The sequence below is a fragment of the Streptomyces malaysiensis subsp. malaysiensis genome, from assembly GCF_040653035.1.
Classification (GTDB): Bacteria; Actinomycetota; Actinomycetes; order Streptomycetales; family Streptomycetaceae; genus Streptomyces; species Streptomyces malaysiensis.
The window spans coordinates 232,535-252,606 of sequence record NZ_JBEZNG010000009.1 but is presented as its reverse complement, the minus strand read 5'-3'; the positions used below and the strand labels follow the sequence as shown (position 1 = coordinate 252,606).

The 20,072-nt window shown below is 71.8% G+C and carries 16 protein-coding genes; 7 read left to right on the top strand and 9 right to left on the bottom strand.

Features of this window, described 5'->3' with window-relative positions; genetic code table 11:
- Positions 1–197 precede the first annotated feature (197 nt).
- Positions 198–1,361 carry a serine hydrolase domain-containing protein gene (locus AB0E24_RS20870; RefSeq protein ID WP_359378800.1) on the top strand — a complete coding sequence of 388 codons (1,164 nt, stop codon included), beginning with the start codon at positions 198–200 and terminating at the stop codon, positions 1,359–1,361.
- A 24-nt stretch (positions 1,362–1,385) separates the two neighbouring features.
- Here the strand turns inward: AB0E24_RS20870 and AB0E24_RS20865 are convergent, their stop codons facing one another.
- Positions 1,386–3,092, bottom strand: coding sequence for a glycerol-3-phosphate dehydrogenase/oxidase (locus AB0E24_RS20865; protein WP_359378797.1), 1,707 nt, complete (start codon positions 3,090–3,092; stop codon positions 1,386–1,388).
- Positions 3,093–3,297: 205 nt separating this feature from the next.
- Between AB0E24_RS20865 and AB0E24_RS20860 the strand changes: the two genes are divergently transcribed.
- The gene (locus tag AB0E24_RS20860; protein ID WP_069865106.1) at positions 3,298–4,569 is read left to right on the top strand and encodes a nucleotide sugar dehydrogenase; all 1,272 of its coding nucleotides are present in this window, start codon (positions 3,298–3,300) and stop codon (positions 4,567–4,569) included.
- A 147-nt stretch (positions 4,570–4,716) separates the two neighbouring features.
- On the opposite strand, the gene AB0E24_RS20855 is transcribed toward AB0E24_RS20860, so the two are convergent.
- Entirely contained in the window at positions 4,717–7,329 is a 2,613-nt protein-coding gene (locus AB0E24_RS20855) for a DUF6049 family protein (RefSeq protein ID WP_359378794.1), read from the bottom strand.
- 275 nt (positions 7,330–7,604) lie between these two features.
- Positions 7,605–8,762, bottom strand: a complete 1,158-nt coding sequence (locus tag AB0E24_RS20850; protein WP_069865108.1) for a rod shape-determining protein — start codon at positions 8,760–8,762, stop codon at positions 7,605–7,607.
- A gap of 89 nt (positions 8,763–8,851) precedes the next feature.
- Here AB0E24_RS20850 and AB0E24_RS20845 point away from each other — a divergent pair, with 89 nt between their 5' ends.
- Positions 8,852–9,295, top strand: a complete 444-nt coding sequence (locus AB0E24_RS20845) for a hypothetical protein (RefSeq protein ID WP_100806509.1) — start codon at positions 8,852–8,854, stop codon at positions 9,293–9,295.
- 230 nt (positions 9,296–9,525) lie between these two features.
- Positions 9,526–10,218, top strand: coding sequence for a hypothetical protein (locus AB0E24_RS20840; RefSeq protein ID WP_359378791.1), 693 nt, complete (start codon positions 9,526–9,528; stop codon positions 10,216–10,218).
- 124 nt (positions 10,219–10,342) lie between these two features.
- On the opposite strand, the gene AB0E24_RS20835 is transcribed toward AB0E24_RS20840, so the two are convergent.
- From AB0E24_RS20835 to AB0E24_RS20820, 4 genes are all read right to left on the bottom strand, one after another.
- The gene (locus AB0E24_RS20835) at positions 10,343–11,470 is read right to left on the bottom strand and encodes a GuaB3 family IMP dehydrogenase-related protein (protein ID WP_069865113.1); all 1,128 of its coding nucleotides are present in this window, start codon (positions 11,468–11,470) and stop codon (positions 10,343–10,345) included.
- Positions 11,471–11,580: 110 nt separating this feature from the next.
- Positions 11,581–13,083, bottom strand: coding sequence for an IMP dehydrogenase (gene guaB / locus AB0E24_RS20830; protein ID WP_069865115.1), 1,503 nt, complete (start codon positions 13,081–13,083; stop codon positions 11,581–11,583).
- A gap of 193 nt (positions 13,084–13,276) precedes the next feature.
- Positions 13,277–13,888, bottom strand: coding sequence for a sigma-70 family RNA polymerase sigma factor (locus tag AB0E24_RS20825; protein ID WP_069865117.1), 612 nt, complete (start codon positions 13,886–13,888; stop codon positions 13,277–13,279).
- Between the two features lie 290 nt (positions 13,889–14,178).
- A complete protein-coding gene (locus AB0E24_RS20820; RefSeq protein ID WP_003948568.1) occupies positions 14,179–14,790 on the bottom strand; it encodes a response regulator transcription factor in 612 nt (203 codons plus the stop codon).
- A gap of 408 nt (positions 14,791–15,198) precedes the next feature.
- Here AB0E24_RS20820 and AB0E24_RS20815 point away from each other — a divergent pair, with 408 nt between their 5' ends.
- Positions 15,199–15,513: a WhiB family transcriptional regulator gene (locus AB0E24_RS20815; protein WP_037952995.1), complete on the top strand. Its 315-nt coding sequence runs from the start codon at positions 15,199–15,201 to the stop codon at positions 15,511–15,513.
- 103 nt (positions 15,514–15,616) lie between these two features.
- Here the strand turns inward: AB0E24_RS20815 and AB0E24_RS20810 are convergent, their stop codons facing one another.
- Complete coding sequence (locus AB0E24_RS20810) at positions 15,617–16,537, bottom strand: LysR family transcriptional regulator (protein WP_069865119.1); 921 nt, start codon at positions 16,535–16,537, stop codon at positions 15,617–15,619.
- A gap of 79 nt (positions 16,538–16,616) precedes the next feature.
- Between AB0E24_RS20810 and AB0E24_RS20805 the strand changes: the two genes are divergently transcribed.
- Both AB0E24_RS20805 and AB0E24_RS20800 read left to right on the top strand, forming a co-directional pair.
- Positions 16,617–17,303, top strand: coding sequence for an MOSC domain-containing protein (locus tag AB0E24_RS20805; protein WP_359378785.1), 687 nt, complete (start codon positions 16,617–16,619; stop codon positions 17,301–17,303).
- 97 nt (positions 17,304–17,400) lie between these two features.
- Entirely contained in the window at positions 17,401–18,174 is a 774-nt protein-coding gene (locus tag AB0E24_RS20800; RefSeq protein ID WP_069865122.1) for an SDR family NAD(P)-dependent oxidoreductase, read from the top strand.
- A gap of 256 nt (positions 18,175–18,430) precedes the next feature.
- On the opposite strand, the gene groL is transcribed toward AB0E24_RS20800, so the two are convergent.
- Positions 18,431–20,050 carry a chaperonin GroEL gene (gene groL / locus AB0E24_RS20795; protein ID WP_069865124.1) on the bottom strand — a complete coding sequence of 540 codons (1,620 nt, stop codon included), beginning with the start codon at positions 20,048–20,050 and terminating at the stop codon, positions 18,431–18,433.
- Positions 20,051–20,072 lie beyond the last annotated feature (22 nt).

Below are 20,072 nucleotides of genomic sequence, written 5' to 3'. Positions count from 1 at the left end.
ACCCCTCTGCAAATCTACCCACCCTGAACCCACCCTGGGAGAGCTTCCATTGTCTCTCATCCGCGGACCCGGAACGGCCCCGGGTCCGGGGCGCGGCGTGGCGGCCACCGTGGTACCTGCCACCATCTGGAAGTACGCAGGAAACGGAGGTCCGTGTCATGCCCATCTCCGCCATACGATGGCACAGGCGGAGTCGTATGCCGACCGCCGCGGCGCTCATCGCCGCCCTCGGACTCACGCTGTCCGGCTGCGGGACGACGGCCGCGGAGCCGGGCCGGGACCCGGACCCGCGGGCGAGCGGGGGCACGGGCGCCAGGGGCGGCCATGACGGTGTTCTGCGCGCCGCCGTACGCCGGTTGGCGGCCCAGGGCGACGCGCCGGGGGCCGCGGTGCTCATCCGCCGGGAGGGCGGGGGCACACGGTTCATCGCGTCGGGGGTCGCGGACGTCCGCACCGGACGCCGGATCCACCGGAACGACCACTTCCGAGCGGGCAGCCTCACCAAGACCGTCATCGCGGCGGTGGCGCTGCGGCTGGCCGCGCGGGGGCGGCTCGGCCTCGACGACCCGGTGGAGGAGCACCTTCCGGGGCTGGTGCGCGGCCATGGCAACGACGGCCGGAGCATCACCCTCCGTCAGCTGCTGAACCAGACCAGCGGGCTGTACGACTACACCGCGGACCCGGTGCTGGCACGTCAGCTCTCCGCCGCGGCCGACCGCGCCCGCTCCCCCGCCTCCCTGGTGCGGACCGCCGTCGGGCACCGTCCGTACTTCGCGCCCGGGGCCGGGTATCGCTACTCCAACACCAACTACGTCCTGCTGGGCATGGTCGTCCAGCGGATCACCGGCCGCTCCTACGCGACCGAGGCCCGCCGCGACGTACTCGCCCCCCTGCGGCTGCACGGCACCTCCTTCCCCGGCACCCGCACCACCCTCCCGGACCCGCACGGCCGCGCGTACACACAGGACGGCGGGGCGCCCGAGGGCGGCGCCCGGCGCGATGTCACCGAGCTCAACCCCTCCTCGGCGGGGGCCGCCGGGGAGCTGATCTCCACCCTCGGCGATCTGACCCGCCTGGTCTCCGGGGTGCTGCGGGGCAGGGTCGTGCCCCGGGCGGAGCTGCGCCAGATGCGGGACACCTCCGCCTCCGACGGCCGGTACGGCATGGGTCTCTTCCCGGTGCGGCTGCCGTGCGGGGTGACGCTGTGGGGCCACAACGGCGAGATCAACGGCTCGTACACGCTGACCGTGACCACCCCCGACGGCCGCCACAGCCTCGCCTACCGGCTCAACAGCACGGCCGCTTCCGGTATGACCGCCGAAACATCCCTGCTCGAGGCCGAGTTCTGTGCCCGCCGATAAGACCCGCATACAGGACACGCGTCCCTAGAGCGGGATGATGTCGGGCGCGCCCAGCCGGGCCGCGTCCGCGGTCAGATCGTCCGGCTGGCGCTGGGACTCGCGCTCGGCCTCCACCCGCTTCTCGTAGTGCTGGACCTCCCGGTCGAGCTGGTCATCGCCCCAGCCCAGCACGGGCGCCATCAGCCCCGCCACCTCGCGGGCGCAGCGCGTACCGCGGTCGAAGGTCTCGATCGAGATGCGGGTGCGGCGGGTGAGGACATCGTCCAGATGGCGGGCCCCCTCGTGCGAGGCGGCGTAGGAGACCTCGGCGCGCAGATAGTCCTCCGCCCCGGCGAGCGGCTTCCCCAGCGACGGGTCGTCCGCGATCAGGTCCAGCACCTCCTGGGCCGCCGAGCCGTAGCGGTTGAGCAGATGCTCGATCCGCGCCACATGCAGTCCGGCCTGCTTGCCGATGCGCTCCCGGGCGTTCCACAGCGCCTTGTAGCCGACGGCGCCGACCAGCGGGATCTCCTCGGTGACACAGGGCCCGACCCGGCGGTCGAGGCCGTGCACCGCCTCGTCCACGGCGTCCTTGGCCATCACCCGGTACGTGGTGTACTTGCCGCCCGCGACCACCACCAGGCCCGGCGCCGGATGGGCGACCGTGTGCTCGCGCGAGAGCTTGCTGGTGGCGTCCGACTCCCCGGCCAGCAGCGGGCGCAGCCCGGCGTAGACGCCCTCCACGTCGTCGCGGGTCAGCGGCACCGCGAGGACCTCGTTGACATGCTCCAGCAGATAGTCGATATCGGCGCTCGAGGCGGCCGGATGGGCCTTGTCCAGGTCCCAGTCGGTGTCCGTGGTGCCGATGATCCAGTGCCTGCCCCAGGGGATCACGAACAGCACGCTCTTCTCGGTGCGCAGGATCAGCCCGGTCGTGGAGTGGATGCGGTCCTTGGGGACGACCAGGTGGATGCCCTTGGAGGCGCGGACGTGGAACTGCCCGCGCTCCCCGATCAGCGCCTGCGTCTCATCGGTCCACACCCCGGTGGCGTTGACCACCTGCCGGGCGCGGACCTCGAACTCGCCGCCCTGCTCCAGGTCGTGCACCCGGGCGCCGACCACGCGCTCGCCCTCCCGCAGGAAGCCGACCACCCGCGCGCGGTTGGTCACCTGTGCGCCGTATTTCGCCGCCGTGCGCACGAGCGTGGCGACATAGCGCGCGTCGTCCATCTGGGCGTCGTAGTACTGCAAGGCCCCGACCAGCGCGTCCTTCTTGAGGCAGGGGGCGACCAGCAGCGCCCGCCCCCGGCTCAGATGGCGGTGGCCGGGCAGTCCGCGGCCGTGCCCGGAGGAGAGCGACATGGCGTCGTAGAGCGCGACGCCCGATCCGGCGTAGAACCGCTCCCAGACCCGGTGCTGGAGCGGATACAGGAACGGCACCGGCTTGACCAGATGCGGTGCGATCCGCCCCAGCAGCAGCCCGCGCTCCTTCAGCGCCTCGCGCACCAGTGCGAAGTCGAGCATCTCCAGATAGCGCAGTCCGCCGTGGATCAGCTTGCTGGACCGGCTGGAGGTCCCGGAGGCCCAGTCCCGCGACTCGACCAGGCCCGTCTCCAGGCCCCGTGTCGCGGCGTCGAGCGCGGTACCCGCGCCGACCACTCCGCCGCCCACGACCAGCACATCGAGCTCACGGTCCGCCATCCGGGCCAGCGCCTCGCCGCGCTCGGCCGGTCCCAGTGCCGGTGTTCTCACCGCTGCCTCCCGTTGTGATCGACGTCACGCCGCCCTGTCGATTTTCCTGGCTTTCTCCCCCGCGTGCCATGCCGCTGCTCCACCCACTGCCGCGACACCTGGTCAACACCCCTCACCAATACTGAATACGAGTCATATTTCCGCTTAGTCTGTTTTGGGGGGTTTACTCCATCCGACCTCGTCCCGGGAAGGACGACACGACGTCATGCCCGCAGATCTCGCCGTCATCGGACTCGGTCATCTCGGTATTCCTCTCGCCCAGGCCGCCACCGCCGCCGGCGTCCGCACCGTCGGCTACGACCCCGATCCGCGCGCCGCTGCCGACCTCCGGGCCGGACGGCCGCCCGCCGGCTCGGGCGAGGGCCTGGTGTCCCCCGCCGAGCTGCGCCGGATGGCCGCCCGGGGCTTCCGGATCACCGCCGACTCCGCCGAGCTCGGCCGCGTCCGCACCGCCGTGATCTGCGCCCCGACCCCGCTCGGGGACGACCGCAGACTGGATCTGTCGGCGGTCGGCGAGGCGGCCCGTACACTCGCGGCGCGGCTGCGTCCGCACACCACCGTTCTGCTGGAATCGACCGTGTACCCCGGCACCACCGAGGAATTCCTCCGTCCGCTCCTCGAAGAGGGATCCGGGCTGCGGGCCGGGCGCGACTTCCACCTCGCCTACTCCCCCTGCCGCCACGACCCGGGCAACCGCGCCCACGGCCCCGCCAACACCCCCAAGGTCATCGGCGGCCTCACCCCCGCCTGCACCGAGGCGGCCGCCGCCTTCTACGGCCGCTTCACCGAGAAGGTCGTCCGGGCCCGCGGCACGCGCGAGGCGGAGACCGTCAAGGTCCTGGAGACCAATTACCGGCACGTCAACATCGCCCTGGTCAATGAGATGGCGGTGTACTGCCATGACCTCGGCGTCGATGTGTGGGACGTGATCCGCTGCGCCGAGACCAAGCCGTTCGGCTTCCAGTCCTTCCGCCCGGGACCCGGCGTCGGCGGCCACGGCGTACCGGTCGACCACGGCCACATGGCCGACCAGCAGCGCGGCCTCGGCCTCCCGCTGCGCATGGTGGAGCTCGCGCAGACGGTCAACGGGCGGATGCCGGGCTATGTCACCCGCCGCTGCACGGCCCTGCTCAACGAGTACGGCAAGTCGGCGCGCGGCGCGCATGTGCTGCTGCTGGGCGTGGGCTACAAGGCCGACGTCGCCGACGCGGAGGGCTCGCCCGCGCGGGAGATCGCCTCCCGGCTGATCGAACTGGGCGCCCGGCTCAGCTACCACGACCCGTATGTCACGCGCTGGCGGGTGCTGGGGCGCGAGGTGCGGCGCGCCGACTCGGTGTACGAGGCCGCAGCCGACGCCGATCTCACCGTCCTGCTCCAGCCCCACCGCACGTACGACCTGCAAGGGCTCTCGGTGAAGGCCCAGCTGCTGCTGGACACGCGGGGGGTCGGGCCCGCGGGGACCGCGCACCGGCTCTGAGCACCCCCTCACCCGCTCCGTTTCACCCCGCCGTGCTCGCGCCCGTCATCGCCGGCCGTCCTCACCTGCCGTCCTCGCCCCCCGTCACCACCGCCTCCTTCATCGCCGCGCGCGTCATCGCCGCCTCCTTCATGGCCCCTGTCACCGTCACCGCCTCCGCGCGCGCCGCAGCCGGAACGCGACCGCCAGCACGATCAGCCCCGTCCCGCCCAGCACGAAGAGCACCGCTCCCGACGGCACCGACCGCACATCCGCCGTGAACGTCATCGGCGCGCCCCAGGGCCTGCCGTCGGCCGTGGTGTAGAGCCGGGCGGTGAGCAGCACCGGGCCGTTGGCGTACGCCTCCACCCGGATCCGCACCGTACGGCTCACCGCCCGCGACGCCTGGACCGGCACCGCGCGGTCCCGGGCGGTCAGCCGTTCGGGGCGGCTGGAGAGGACCCGGAGCTCCACCCCGGTGAGGTCCTGCTGGAGACCGTTGTCGACGGTGACCGGAATGGTCGCCGAGCCCCCGGCCACCACCACCGTGGACTTCGGCACCAGCCGCACCGACGCGATCGAGGCGGTCAGATAGCGGGACACCCCCCGCTGGTACGCGGCCGCGCCCGCCGAGTCGGCGCGCCAGGCGGTCGCGACGGAGCGGGCCAGCGCGGCCCGGACGGACGCGGCGGTGGCCCGCGCGTCCGACAGCACCTTGGCCAGGGCGCGCATCCGGCGGCGGTCCCGCACCACCGCCGCGAGCCGGTCGGGCGGCAGCTCGGCGGCGTGCCGTGCGAGCGGATAGCCGTCGAAGCCTCGCAGCCGCCCCGCCGTGGGCTTGCGCAGCGCGGCCGCGAACCCGGCCGGCGCCAGCCAGCCCGCCTTACGGCCCTCGGCCACCACCGTGAGCAGCACCCGGGCGACCGCGAGCGGCATCCGGCGCGGGGGCACCATCACCAGCTCGCGGCGGGCGTTCGGCAGCTCCCGCGCGGCCGTCAGCGTCTCGGCGAGCAGCCGCTGCCGCAGCAGCAGCCGGGCGGGCGCTCCCGAGGCGCCCGCGGCCGGGTGGCTCGCGAAGAGCAGCGACGCGATCGCCGCGTCGTAGCGCAGCGCGGTCGTGCCGCCCTCGAGCGAGACGGCGCCGTCGTCGGTGGCTCCTTCGGAGACCAGCTCACCGGCGGTGGCCACCCCGGCGCCGGAGGCGAGCACCGTGTCCAAGCCGAGCTTCTTGGCGTAGCGGGCGATCCTGTCGTCCAGCTCGCCGCCCGCGGGCCAGCCCACACCGGCGCGCGCGTGGACGCCCAGCGCCCTGTCCACCACGCTCCGGCCGGTGCGGGAGGCCCGGCGCAGCAGTCCGGTGAGCGGGGCGCCGCCGCCGCGGGCCAGCGAGGTCAGATCCGGGTCCGCGTACGGCAGCGCGATCACCTCCCGGCCCCTGACCGCCGTACGGAGCGCGGCCAGCCAGTCCGCCGCCGCCTCGCCGCCCTCCCCCTCGGCGGCCTGCCGCGGATCGCTGTCACCGGGCGTACGGGCCACCCGGTAGCCATCGGCCATGGCCTGTGCCTGGACGATCAGATCCGGATCGAGGACCCAGGTGACCGGCTGCCCCTTGCCCATCTCGACCAGCCGCCGCAGCCGCCCGCCGGGGCCGAAGGCGGCGGTCAGCTCGTCGTCGCGGAAGACCGGCAGCACGCTGTCCTGGGTGCGCAGGGTCAGCGCCTCCATCCGCGGGGCGTCCAGGACCGGCCACAGCACAGTGGTACGCAGCGGCTCCAGCCGGGTGGCGTCGGGGTACGCGGACAGATGGGTACGGGTCAGCCCGAGCACGGTCCCGGCGCGGGCGCCGTCCGCGCGGACCACGTTCACGGTGAGCGCGTACGCCCCGGCGCCGTCCAGCTCCAGATCGGGCACGGGCACGGTGAGCCGGAAGCCACGCTCGGCGCCGGTCGCCAGCGGGGCGAGACGGGCCGTGCGGTTGGCCACCTCGGGGCCGTCGGCCCTGGTCAGGGGGGTACGGCGGGCCACGGCCGAGAGCTCGCCACGGGTGTCGATCGCGCCGGAGGCGCCGATCCGCACCCCGATGCGTACGGCGCCCAGACGCCGCCCGGAGGTATTGGTGACCCGCCCACTGATCCTCAGCTCACCGCCCTGCCGAACCACCGCGGGGGTGAGGGATGCCAACTCGACGGAAACGGGATACCGCCGCGAGGGGGCACCATGCGCCGTACTGGCGCCGTGTGCGGTGGCGCCGTGGGCGGTGCCGACGCCATGTGCCGCACTGGGGCCGTGCGCCTCGCGGCCGGAAGCGGTGACGGCGCCGGAAGCCCCGGGGCCGTACGCCACGGACCCCCCGGAAGACCCGCGGCCGTACGACGTGCCCGCGCCGCGCACCTCGCGGTCGGACGCCGCAGTGCCCGAGGAAGGCCCACGGCCGGACGCCACGGACCCGCCGGAAGACCCCCGACCGTACGACGTGCCCGCGCCGTGAACCCCACAGCCGGACGCCGTGGTGCCCCCAGAAGACCCACGGCCGGACGCCACGGACCCGCCGCGGGACTCGCGGCCGTACGCCGTCGCGCCGCCGTGAACCGCACAGCCGTATGCCATCGCGCCGCCGTGGACCCCACGGCCCTGCGCCGAGCCCACGGCCTCGGCGGGCCCGGCGGGGGTCCATAGCGCGGAGGTGATCGCGACCAGGATCGTGGTGACGGTCGCGACGACCGTCCGTCCGTACGTCCCGCCGCGCCCCACGACCACCACCTCGACGCCCGCGCCTGCCATCCGCTCGCGCCGCACGGGACCGACGCGGTGTCACCAGCCCACCACGCCGGGAGCGCTGCCGCACGCTCAGGGCCGCCACCCCGGGGAGCCCCGGCCCCGGGACCGCCCCGACGCGGCCTCGGCGGATCGCGGAAGTCGGCCGCGGTTCGAACGGCACCCCGAAGAGGCACGGGCTGTGTCGATGTGCGGCTGTGCCACGTGGGCGACCGGCCACGACGGCACCGCAAGACAAACGACGGCATCTCAGGCGGCCTGCCCAGCGGAGCGCTTACGCGTCACACCCGCACGGTGTCCGGCCTGCGGGGCCGTGCGTCCATCGCGGTGCGCAGCGAGGCGAAGTCCTCCACACAGCGGCCGGTGCCGATGGCCACGCAGTCCAGCGGGTCGTCGGCCACCAGCACCGGAATGTCCAGCTCACGCCCCAGCCGTACGTCCAGACCGCGCAGCAGGGCTCCACCGCCGGTCAGCACGATGCCGCGGTCCATGATGTCGCCCGCGAGCTCCGGCGGGGTCTCGTCGAGCGTGGCCCGCACCGCCGCGACGATACTGTCCACCGGTTCGGCGAGGGCGTGCCGCACCTCGTCCGCGGTCAGTTCGAGCACCTTGGGCAGCCCGGTCGCCTGGTCGCGGCCGCGGATGGTGCAGCGGTCCGGTGGCAGCAGCGTCTGGGTGTCCTCGGAGTCCTCGCTCTGGCCCGGAATGAACACCTCGACATTCCGCTCGGGCCGCCGGGCGGAATCCGACACCCGGGGGACGGACAGCGGCCCGGCGGGCGAGGCGGATCCGATGGAGACCTTGATCTCCTCGGCGGTCCGCTCACCGATCGCCAGCGCGTACTGCTTCTTCACATAGGAGGTGATCGCCACGTCCATGGCGTCGCCCGCGGTACGCACCGACCGCGCGGTGACGATGCCGCCCAGCGAGACCACGGCGACCTCCGTCGTACCGCCACCGATGTCGACGACCATGCAGCCGGTCGGCTCGCTCACCGGCAGCCCCGCGCCGATCGCCGCCGCGATGGGCTCCTCGACCAGATGCACCTGACGCGCCCCGGCCTGGGTGGCGGCCTCCATCACCGCCCGCCGCTCGACGCCCGTGATCCCGGAGGGCACACAGACCACCACGCGGGGACGGGCCAGCCGGCGGCTGCCCATGATCTTCTTGATGAAGTACCGCAGCATGCGCTCGGCGATCTCGAAATCGGCGATCACACCATCGCGCAGCGGCCGCACGGCGACGATGTTCGTCGGCGTGCGCCCCATGGTCTCCTTGGCCGCCGATCCCACCGACAGCACACTGCCGTCGACTGTGTTGACGGCCACAACCGACGGCTCGTTGAGAACGATGCCCCTGCCCCGGACGTACACCAGTGTGTTGGCGGTACCGAGGTCGATACCCATGTCACGCCCATTGAACGACTTGTTCTGCGCCATAAGTTGACATTATTGCTTATGCCGGATTCTGTCCCGGCACTGCCGTCATTCGCACCACCGTGCGGCCATGCCACTGCTACCTTGCGGTCATGATCGCGTCCGCATCCTCCGCAGCTCAGGCCCCTCGACCGGCCCGAGGACTCGCGGCGGGCATCGCGGCGGCCCTGCTCGGGGCCCTGGTCTTCGGCTTCATCCAGGGCAAAATCGGCCACCGCGGCCAGGAGGTCGGCTACTGGGCGCTGTGCATCGGCCTGTTGACCGGCGCCGCGCTGGGCAAACTGGGCGGGCGCGCGCCGCTGCTGGCGCTCATCGGCATACCGCTTGCGGTGATCAGCGTCTCGCTGGCACAACTGCTCGGCGCCGCGGTGCTGATGGGGGACGAGAGCTCCTGGCCCACCACGGACACCCTGATCGAGCACTTCGGCCTGGTGGTGGACTACTGGCGCGATCACATCCTGGGGCGCAACGACATCACCTTCTACGCCGTGGCGGGAGCGGAAAGTTACCTCGTCGCGAGGCGGGTCACCGAGTAGCGGAGGCGGGTCGCCGAGCAGCACCGGCGAAATCCCCATATGCCGGGTCAGCGTGTCTCCGTCCGGTCCCAGCCATGTCACGGACTTCGGACACGACTTGTCTGATTGTCATGCCCGCCTGTTAGTTTTATGGCTCGAAAGTTTCGTTCCGCGTTCCCAGTCCACAGCCGCTCATCAGCTGAGCTGTCCCCGGAACGCGGTCTCAACACCTTCATCCCCGGGGGAATTCCATGAGCCAGAACTGGCAGCAGCCACAGCAGCCAGGCGGGTACCCGCAGCAGCCGGGCGGCTATCCCCAGCAGCCCGCCCCGCCCCAGCAAGCCGGTGGATACGGCTCCCCGCAGCAGCCCGGCTACGGCTACCCGCAGGGGCAGCCGGCCCAGCCGCCGCAGGCGCCCCAGCCGCAGTACGGCGGCGGTTTCCCGCCGCCCGCGCCGCCGGCCGGCCGGCCGGGCAACCCGCTGCTGGCCGTGGGCGCCGCCATCGTGGCCACGCTCGTCGGCGCGTTCCTCTACGCGTTCCTGCTGAGCGCCATGGCGGACACGGACAAGACCCCGCCGGAGGTCACGCAGTTCGCCTACGCCGGTGTGGTCGTCGGTGCGCTCATCGGTCTGGCGGTCGCCAAGCTGGGCGGCCGTAACACGGGGCTGTGGGTGGTCGGCGCGGTGCTGGCCCTGGCCGCGGTGTTCCTCGGCGAGCTCTACGGCTACGCCATGATCCTGCACGATGTGATGAGCAACTACGCCGACAAGCTCGGCGGCGGCGCCAGCAGCCAGGTGCTCTCCTCGAACGACATCTTCTTCGACCACTTCAGCGACCTGTGGAAGTCGTGGAAGGAAGACTCGGACGCGCTGACCTACATCTTCATGGCGCTCGCGCCGGTCGCCGCGGTCAGCACCGCCTATCGGATGAGCAACCGCTGACCCCACGGGCGACGCACAAACGCAAGACAGCGCAGAGAAGGCCCCGACCGCGATGCGGTCGGGGCCTTCCCCTTGGTGAAGAACGCTCAGCCGAAGAACGCTCAGCGCTCGGGCCGAAGAACGCTCAGCGCTTGTCGCGAGCCGACGGGGCGACCGTGACCTCGACCCGCTGGAACTCCTTCAGTTCCGAATAGCCGGTCGTGGCCATCGCGCGGCGCAGCGCGCCGAAGAAGTTCATCGAACCGTCGGGGGTGTGCGAGGGGCCGAGGAGGATCTCCTCGGTGGAGCCCACCGTGCCCAGGTTCATCCGCTTGCCACGCGGCACCTCGTCGTGCACGGCCTCCATGCCCCAGTGGTGACCGCGGCCGGGCGCGTCCGTGGCGCGGGCCAGCGGGGAGCCGATCATCACCGCGTCCGCACCGCAGGCGACGGCCTTCGGCAGATCGCCGCTCCAGCCGACGCCACCGTCCGCGATCACATGCACATAGCGGCCGCCGGACTCGTCCATGTAGTCCCGGCGGGCGGCGGCGACATCGGCGACCGCCGTGGCCATCGGCACCTGGATGCCCAGCACATTGCGGGTGGTGTGCGCGGCGCCGCCGCCGAAGCCCACCAGCACACCGGCGGCGCCGGTGCGCATCAGGTGCAGCGCGGCGGTGTATGTGGCGCAGCCGCCCACGATCACCGGAACGTCCAGCTCATAGATGAACTGCTTGAGGTTGAGCGGCTCGGCGGCACCGGAGACATGCTCGGCGGAGACCGTGGTCCCGCGGATCACGAAGATGTCGACGCCCGCGTCCACCACGGCCTTGGAGAACTGCGCCGTGCGCTGCGGGGACAGGGCGGCGGCGGTCACCACGCCCGCGTCCCGCACCTCCTTCAGACGCCGGCCGATCAGCTCCTCCTTGATCGGCTCGGCGTAGATCTCCTGCATCCGGGTGGTCGCGGCCTGCTCGTCCAGCTCGGCGATCTCCGCCAGCAGCGGCTCCGGGTCCTCGTAACGGGTCCAGAGCCCCTCGAGGTTGAGCACTCCGAGGCCGCCGAGCTCACCGATGCGGATCGCGGTACGGGGCGAGACCACCGAGTCCATCGGCGCGGCCAGGAACGGCAGCTCGAAGCGGTAGGCGTCGATCTGCCAGGCGATCGAGACCTCCTTGGGGTCCCGGGTGCGACGACTCGGCACAACGGCGATGTCGTCGAACGCGTACGCCCTGCGGCCGCGCTTACCGCGCCCGATCTCGATCTCAGTCACGTGGGTGCCTTTCCCTGTTCATGAACAGCCGTCGCAAGTATCCCCGCCCACAACGAGCCCCAGTATCCCCGCCCGCGCCTTCGCGGGGGCGCCCGGGTGAACGGCGCGGGTCAACGGCCGGAATAGTTCGGCGCCTCGGTGGTCATCTGGATGTCATGCGGGTGGCTCTCCTTGAGGCCCGCACCGGTGATCCGCACAAAGCGGCCCTTCTCCTTCAGCTCCGCCACATTGGCCGAACCGACATAGCCCATCGACGCCCGCAGGCCCCCCACCAGCTGGTGCGCGACCGAGGACAGCGGGCCGCGGTAGGGCACCTGGCCCTCGATGCCCTCGGGGACCAGCTTGTCCTCGGAGAGGACGTTGTCCTGGAAGTAGCGGTCCTTGGAGTACGAGCGGCCCTGGCCGCGCGACTGCATCGCGCCCAGCGAGCCCATGCCCCGGTAGGACTTGAACTGCTTGCCGTTGATGAAGACCATCTCGCCCGGCGACTCCTCGCAGCCGGCCAGCAGGCTGCCCAGCATCACCGTGTCCGCACCGGCCGCGATCGCCTTGGCGATATCGCCCGAGTACTGGAGACCGCCGTCGCCGATCAGCGGCACCCCGGCGGCGTGACAGGCGCGCGCCGCCTCGTAGATCGCCGTCACCTGCGGTACGCCGATGCCCGCGACCACGCGCGTGGTGCAGATGGAGCCCGGGCCGACGCCGACCTTCACTCCGTCCACCCCCGCGTCGATCAGCGCCTGGGCGCCGTCCCTGGTGGCGACATTGCCGCCCACCACATCGACCGCGATATTGGACTTGACCTTGGCGATCATGTCGAGGATGCCCCGGCTGTGGCCGTGCGCGCTGTCCACCACCAGGAAGTCGGCACCGGCCTCGACCAGCGCCTGCGCCCGCTCGTACGCCTCGTCGCCGACACCGACGGCGGCACCGACGACCAGCCGGCCGCCCGAGTCCTTCGCCGCGTGGGGGTACTGCTCGGCCTTCACGAAGTCCTTGACCGTGATCAGGCCCTTGAGCACGCCCGCGTCGTCGACCAGCGGCAGCTTCTCGATCTTGTGGCGGCGCAGCAGCTGCATGGCGTCCTCGCCGGAGATCCCCACCTTGCCGGTGACCAGCGGCATCGGGGTCATGACCTCGCGGACCTGGCGGCCCCGGTCGACCTCGAAGGCCATGTCGCGGTTGGTGACGATGCCGAGCAGCTTGCCCACCGCGTCCGTGACCGGGACACCGCTGATGCGGAACTTGGCGCACAGCGCGTCCGCCTCGTGCAGCGTGGCGTCCGGGCGGACCGTGATCGGGTCGGTGACCATGCCGGACTCGGAGCGCTTGACCAGGTCGACCTGGTTGGCCTGGTCCTCGATGGACAGATTGCGGTGGAGCACGCCCACCCCGCCCTGCCGGGCCATGGCGATGGCCATCCGGGACTCGGTGACCTTGTCCATGGCGGCGGACAGCAGGGGCACATTCACCCGGACGTTTCGAGAGACCCTGGACGAGGTGTCGACCGCGTTCGGCAGCACCTCGGAGGCGCCCGGCAGCAGCAGCACATCGTCGTACGTCAACCCGAGCATGGCGAACTTCTCAGGCACTCCGTCGACGTTGTCAGTCATGACACCCTTCCAATGGTCTTGCCCCAGCGCGGACTCCCATGCTAACGGGCTTCCCGAGTGCCTCATTCCGCCTGTGGACAACCTCTCAGCGACGCGCTCATCGCGGAAGGCACGAAGGCGTAACGACGCCGGGCAATCCCCTCTCACCACTGATTACGGCTCGGCGCGCGCCTCGGTTCACCGTGCGCTCGGCTCACTGCTCGGCGAGCGCGCGCAGCCTGCTCAGCGCGCGGTGCTGGGCGACCCGCACCGCTCCGGGGGACATCCCGAGCATCTGCCCGGTCTCCTCCGCCGTCAGCCCGACCGCGACCCTCAGCAGCACCAGCTCGCGTTGGTTCTCCGGAAGGTTGGCCAGCAGCTTCTTGGCCCATTCCGCGTCGCTGCTGAGCAGCGCCCGCTCCTCGGGCCCCAGCGAATTGTCCGGCTGCTCCGGCATCTCGTCCGAGGGGAAGGCCGTGGAGCCCGGGTGGCGCATGGCGGCCCGCTGAAGGTCGGCGACCTTGTGCGAGGCGATGGCCACGACGAACGCCTCGAAGGGCTTTCCGGTGTCGCGGTAGCGCGGCAGCGCGCACAGCACCGCGAGGCAGACCTCCTGCGCCAGGTCGTCCACGAAGTGGCGGGCGTCACCAGGAAGTCGGGCCAGTCTCGTACGGCAGTAGCGCAGGGCGAGCGGATGGACCAGGGCCAGCAGATCGTGGGTGGCCTGTTCATCCCCTTCGACGGCGCGCCCGACGAGGGCGCCGATCGCCCCGGTGCCCCCGGGAGCGCCCTTGGCGGCTCCTGGGCTCTCGTCGTCGCGCGGCATCCATCCATGGTGCCTCGGGCCCGGTGGCTCCGTGGCATCGCGTCCGTAGTTGTGCGCTGAAGCGTTATGAGCAGGTGCGCCGGCTGTCGTCATGTCCTGCGCTCTCCCCTCACGCCCGACCGACTCGTCCCCGAGGAACTCCACATCTTCAAGGATGCGGCATAGCGCGGGGAACGGATACAGGCCACCACCACAGGGCCCGCCGCGCACGCTCTCGCCCCGCCCGCCACCAGACGGGCGGGGACCGTCGCGCCCCCGCTGCGCAGCACGTCAGTACGGTCGTGGCCGGATCAGCGGACCAGACCCCAGCGGAACCCGAGGGCCACCGCATGCGCCCGGTCGGACGCGCCGAGCTTCTTGAACAACCGGCGTGCGTGTGTCTTGACCGTGTCCTCGGACAGGAACAGCTCACGGCCGATCTCCGCATTGGACCGGCCGTGGCTCATGCCCTCGAGCACCTGGATCTCCCGCGCGGTGAGGGTGGGCGCGGCGCCCATCTCGGCCGAGCGGAGGCGGCGCGGGGCCAGCCGCCAGGTGGGGTCGGCGAGCGCCTGCGTCACGGTGGCGCGCAACTCGGCGCGCGAGGCGTCCTTGTGCAGATAGCCACGGGCGCCGGCGGCCACGGCCAGCGCCACACCGTCGAGGTCCTCGGCGACCGTGAGCATGATGATCCGGGCACCCGGGTCGGCGGAGAGCAGCCGCCGCACGGTCTCGACTCCGCCGAGACCGGGCATCCGTACGTCCATCAGAATCAGATCCGAGCGGTCGGCACCCCAGCGGCGGAGGACTTCCTCGCCGTTGGCCGCCGTCGTCACGCGCTCGACGCCGGGCACGGTCGCCACCGCACGGCGCAGCGCCTCTCGGGCAAGCGGGGAGTCGTCGCAGACGAGGACGGATGTCATGGCCGTCCTCCGCAGCTGATGCGGGTCACCTTGAGCCTCCAGGCTGGTACATATCGTCACCTGAGCGATTGACAGCCCCGGATGTCTGTCCGAGAGCTTTACCCATCAACCGCCTCCGCACTCTCAACGACGGTCACCCGAAAGAGTTACGGGGTTCGGCGGCCACCTTCGACACTCTACGTGAGGGGGTGGACACGGAGCAGCTTCGTCGCGCCGGTCGCGTCCTTCGCGCCTCCCCCATAGGGCAGCCCCCGAGGCAGTCCCTTCGGTGGCATTTGACGACCTTGCTTCCAATTTGCCCGCCTGTGTGGCTAGATTCGCAATGAGTCATATTTACATCTACTTACACCGTAGGTGTACGACCCAGGACACAGCGTCCGCAGCCGATCGCTTCGAGGAGATAAGGCAATGGCAGATTTCTCCCGTCTTCCCGGCCCGAATGCCGATCTGTGGGACTGGCAGCTCCTGGCCGCGTGTCGCGGGGTCGACAGCTCGCTCTTCTTCCACCCGGAGGGGGAGCGCGGCGCTGCCCGGAGCGCACGCGAGATGTCGGCGAAAGAGGTGTGCATGCGCTGCCCGGTACGGGCGCAGTGCGCGGCGCACGCCCTTGCCGTACGCGAGCCCTACGGGGTGTGGGGCGGGCTGACCGAGGACGAGCGCGAGGAGCTCATGGGGCGGGCCCGCCATCGCGCGGTCGCCAGTACGGGAGCCCCGGGCTCCTGAGCCGATCCTGATCCCACCAACTGAAGAAACGTTCCTTCTCTCACCGCCCACCGGCCACCGCCCACCAAGGGCGCGGACGGCCCCGAGGTGGTGTGCGCGCCGCTCATCTGCGGGCGGCCCGCTCCAGCCGGTCCAGCGTCGCCGCCACCGCCGGGACCCGGGCGAGGTCGGGCAGGGTCAGCGCCACCACTTCCCGGCGCACCGCCGGTTCCACCTCCAGCGTCGTGGCGCCCTTGGTCCGTACGGACTCCAGCGCGAGCTCGGGCAGCACCGCGACGCCCAGCCCCGCCCCGACCAGGCCGACGACCGTCGGGTAGTCGTCCGTCGCGAAGTCGATCCGCGGGGTGAAGCCCGCGGACTCGCACACCTCCACCAGATGGCCCCGGCAGCGCGGGCAGCCCGCGATCCACGGCTCCCCGGCCAGTTCGGCGATCCCGACCGCCCCGGCGCCCGCCAGCTCGTGACCCTCCGGCACCACGCCCACCAGCCGGTCGTTCAGCAGCGGCCGCAGCACCAGGTCGTCCCATTCGCCGCCGCCTCCCGAGGCCGCCTCCGCGTCCGCGCCCATCTGCGGATACCGGAAGGCCAGCGCGATCTCGCAGTCGCCCGAGCGCAGCATCTCCACCGAGCCCGGCGGCTCGGCCTCCACGAGCGAGACCCGGGTGCCGGGGTGTGCCGCGCGCATCTCGGCGAGCGCCATGGGCACCAGGGTCGAGCTGCCGCTGGGGAACGACACCAGCCGCACCCGGCCCGAGCGCAGCCCGGCGATCGCCGCGACCTCCTCCTCGGCGGCGGTCAGCCCGGCCAGGATCCCGGTGGCGTGCCGCACCAGCGCCCGGCCCGCCTCGGTCAGCCGCATCTCCCGCCCGCTGCGGATCAGCAGCGGGGTGCCCGCGGCGCCCTCCAGGGCCTTCATCTGCTGGCTGACGGCGGGCTGGGTGCAGCCCAGCTCGCGGGCGGCGGCGGAGAAGGAGCCGGTGGCGGCCACCGCGCGCAACACCCTGAGATGGCGGGCCTCGATCATGCCTTGAGCATAAGGGACCCTTGGGTACGGCCCCGGATATTACGTCGACGCTTTGATGACGCTGTTCTACGGTGCGGTCATGGCGCACACTCCACGCCCCTCAGTCGTTCTCACCGTGAATCGCGGCCGCGCGATGCCGAGCGATCACACCGACTGGCCGGGCGGCACCGGGATCGACAAGCGGCCGACCGACAGCCCGGTACGGGTCACGGCCCCGGGACCGAAGGGCCGGGCCGGCAGCGGTCTGGCCGGTGACACCGTCTGCGACACCCGCCACCACGGCGGTGACGACCAGGCCGTCTACGCCTACGCCCGGGAGGACCTCGACGTCTGGGAGCGGGAGCTGGGCCGCGAACTGGCCAACGGCGCCTTCGGCGAGAACCTCACCACCAGCGGCATCGATGTCAACGGCGCCCTGGTCGGCGAGCGCTGGCGGGTGGGGGGCGAGTTGCTGCTCGAGGTGACCTCGCCGCGCATCCCGTGCCGTACGTTCGCGGGGTGGCTGGGCGAGCGGGGGTGGGTCAAGCGGTTCACCCGGGCCGCCGTTCCGGGGGCGTATCTGCGGGTGCTCGTGCCCGGCGAGATCCGCTCCGGCGACCCCGTCGAGATCGTGCACCGGCCCGACCACGAGGTGACGGTCGCCTTCCTCTTCCGCGCCGAGACCATGGAGCGGGAGTTGCTGCCGAGGGTGCTGGCGGCCGGTGACGCGCTGCACCCGGAGGCGCGGGATGCCGCCCTGAAGTACCGGGCCATGAAGTCGGGCTGATGGGGACGCACTGACGGAAGTGTTCATTCCGGCTCAGATCGCTCGCGGTCCCGCTCGGCGGTCCGCCGGGGCCTGCCATGGCCGATAACGTGCGCGTATGACGACTGCATTGATCACCGGAACCACGGCGGGCATCGGTGCCGCCTTCGCGGGCCGGCTCGCCGCCGACGGGCACAATCTGGTGCTCGTCGCACGTGACGAGAAGCGGCTGCGGGAGCAGGCGGCGGATCTGCACGACCGGCACGGCGTGGAGGCGGACGTGCTGGTGGCGGACCTGTCCGAGGACGACGGGATCGCCGCGGTCGAGGACCGGCTGAGGGACCGCACCCACCCGGTCGATCTGCTCGTCAACAACGCCGGATTCGGCAACCGCGACCGCTTCCTGGAAGTGCCGATCACCGATGAGCTGCGGATGCTGAAGCTGCACTGCGAGGCGGTGCTCCGGCTGACCAGCGCGGGGGCCGACACGATGCGCGACCGGGGGCGCGGCGGGGTGATCAACGTGGCGTCGATCGCGGCCTTCTTCCCGCGCGGCACCTACGGGGCGAGCAAGGCGTGGGTCGTGCAGTTCACCCAGGGCGCGGCGAAGGATCTGGCGCGGTCGGGCGTGCGGCTGATGGCGCTGTGCCCGGGGTTCGTCCGCACCGAGTTCCACGCGCGGGCGGGGATCAAGCCGGAGAGTGTGCCGAGCTGGATGTGGCTGGACGCGGACCGGCTGGTCACGGCGGCCCTGAAGGATTTCGCCCGGGGCAAGTCGCTGTCCATCCCGGATCCGCGCTACAAGGCGATGTCGGGCCTGGCGAAGCTGGCCCCGCGCTCGGCGCTCTCCTCCGTCTCCTCCAAGGTCGGCCGCCCGCCGGCGAAGGCATAGCCCTTCGGGGGGCGGATTCGGCCCCGCCCCGCCCCGGCGCGGGTGAAGCCGCCGGTGGCGCGGCCCCGGCGAGGGGCCAGGGCGCGGCCCCGGGAAAGCCGGGGCCGGGAAAAACTGGAGCGAGGCCCGGCGCGGGCTCCGGGCGCCGCCACGGCGGAGTCAGTCCGGGACGGCCCCGGGGCGGGGCCCCCGGGAACGCGAAGGCGCGGCCACCCCGCGGGGGCGGCCGCGCCTTCGCGCTGCGTACGGTGGAGCGTCAGTGCGCGTGGCCGTGGCCGGCGGCCTCGGGCTCTTCCTCGGCCGGCTTCTCGACCACCAGGGTCTCGGTGGTGAGCAGCAGCGAGGCGATCGACGCCGCGTTCTCCAGCGCGGAGCGGGTGACCTTGACCGGGTCGATGACACCGGCCTTCACCAGGTCGCCGTACTCCTCGGTGGCGGCGTTGTAGCCGTGGCCCTTCTCGAGCTCGGCGACCTTCGAGGTGATGACGTAGCCCTCGAGACCGGCGTTCTCGGCGATCCAGCGCAGCGGCTCGACCGCGGCGCGGCGGACCACCGCGACACCGGTGGCCTCGTCGCCCGCCAGGCCCAGGCCGTTCTCCAGCACCTTCGCGGCGTGGACCAGCGCGGAGCCACCACCGGAGACGATGCCCTCCTCGACCGCGGCGCGGGTCGCGGAGATGGCGTCCTCCAGACGGTGCTTCTTCTCCTTGAGCTCGACCTCGGTGGCCGCGCCCACGCGGATCACGCACACGCCGCCGGCCAGCTTCGCGAGGCGCTCCTGGAGCTTCTCGCGGTCCCAGTCGGAGTCGGTGGTGTCGATCTCGGCCTTGATCTGGGCGACGCGGCCGGTGACCTCGTCCGCCTTGCCGCCGCCGTCGACGATCGTGGTGTCGTCCTTGGTGACGGTCACGCGGCGGGCGGTGCCCAGCACGTCCAGGCCGACCTGGTCGATCTTGAGGCCGACCTCCTCGGCGATGACGGTGCCGCCCGTAAGGGTGGCGATGTCGCCGAGCATGGCCTTACGGCGGTCACCGAAGCCCGGGGCCTTCACCGCGACGGCGTTGAAGGTGCCGCGGATCTTGTTCACGACGAGAGTGGAGAGGGCCTCGCCCTCGACGTCCTCGGCGATGATCAGCAGCGGCTTGCTGGCGTTGGCCTGGATGATCTTCTCCAGGAGCGGCAGCAGGTCCTGGATGGAGGAGATCTTGCCCTGGTGGATCAGGATGTACGGGTCGTCGAGGACGGCCTCCATCCGCTCCTGGTCGGTGACCATGTACGGCGAGAGGTAGCCCTTGTCGAAGGCCATGCCCTCGGTGAAGTCGAGCTCCAGGCCGAAGGTGTTGGACTCCTCGACGGTGATGACACCGTCCTTGCCGACCTTGTCCATCGCCTCGGCGATCAGCTCGCCGACCTGCTTGTCCTGCGCGGACAGCCCGGCCACGGCGGCGATGTCGGACTTCTCGTCGATCGGGCGGGCGGTGGCCAGCAGATCGTCCGAGATGGCCTTGACCGCCGCGTCGATGCCCTTCTTGAGGGCGGCCGGGGAGGCACCCGCGGCCACGTTCTTCAGACCCTCGCGGACCAGCGCCTGGGCCAGCACGGTCGCGGTGGTGGTGCCGTCACCCGCGATGTCGTTGGTCTTGGTCGCCACCTCCTTGACGAGCTGGGCGCCCAGGTTCTCGTACGGGTCCTCGACCTCGACCTCACGGGCGATGGTCACACCGTCGTTGGTGATGGTCGGGGCACCGAACTTCTTGTCGATGACGACATTGCGGCCACGGGGGCCGATGGTCACCTTGACGGTGTCCGCGAGCTTGTTGACGCCGCGCTCGAGGGCGCGACGGGCGTCCTCGTCGAACTTCAGGATCTTCGCCATGAGTTGCGTATGTCCTCTCAAA